At 57.5% G+C, this 421-nt stretch carries 1 protein-coding gene; it reads right to left on the bottom strand.

Features of this window, described 5'->3' with window-relative positions; all coding sequences use genetic code 11:
• Positions 1-27: 27 nt before the first annotated feature.
• Complete coding sequence (locus AC1RPJ_RS07845) at positions 28-384, bottom strand: hypothetical protein (RefSeq protein ID WP_481762854.1); 357 nt, start codon at positions 382-384, stop codon at positions 28-30.
• Between the last annotated feature and the right edge of the window lie 37 nt (positions 385-421).

Genomic DNA, 421 nt, shown 5'->3' with positions numbered 1-421 from the left:
ACCAATCGTATTTCATGATCGCCCTTGTTACCCTTTTTGAATGCCCGGAACCGGGAGCCGTGTAGCCGCATCCTCAATGATGCAAAGGCCCCGGTCGGCGGCTTCGCTTTCGATGCGTTCCAAAAACTGAGCCAGCGTCGAGCGCACGTCGCATGTGAATCGCATACTGCATGTTGCCACGAATTCCGTTTCGTGACTCAGCGACTCGTAAACGACGCTAACCGTTTGGAACGCTTGGCGCGCGGCCCATGATTCGAACGCATCCGCTTTCGCGTCAGCCTCGGCCCATTCCGCTACCGTCTGACGCCCGGTCAGGGACGCGGGCGGCGTTGCCCTAACATTGAGCCGCGCGCTATACAGTTCGGTAATTTGGGTTTTCAGCATCGCCGTTCCTTAGATCGCGAGTGCGATCATGTATGCC

The sequence above is a fragment of the Dellaglioa sp. CoH-57-MRSF-17 genome, assembly GCF_056782015.1.
This window is presented reverse-complemented; position numbering and strand designations above follow the sequence as displayed.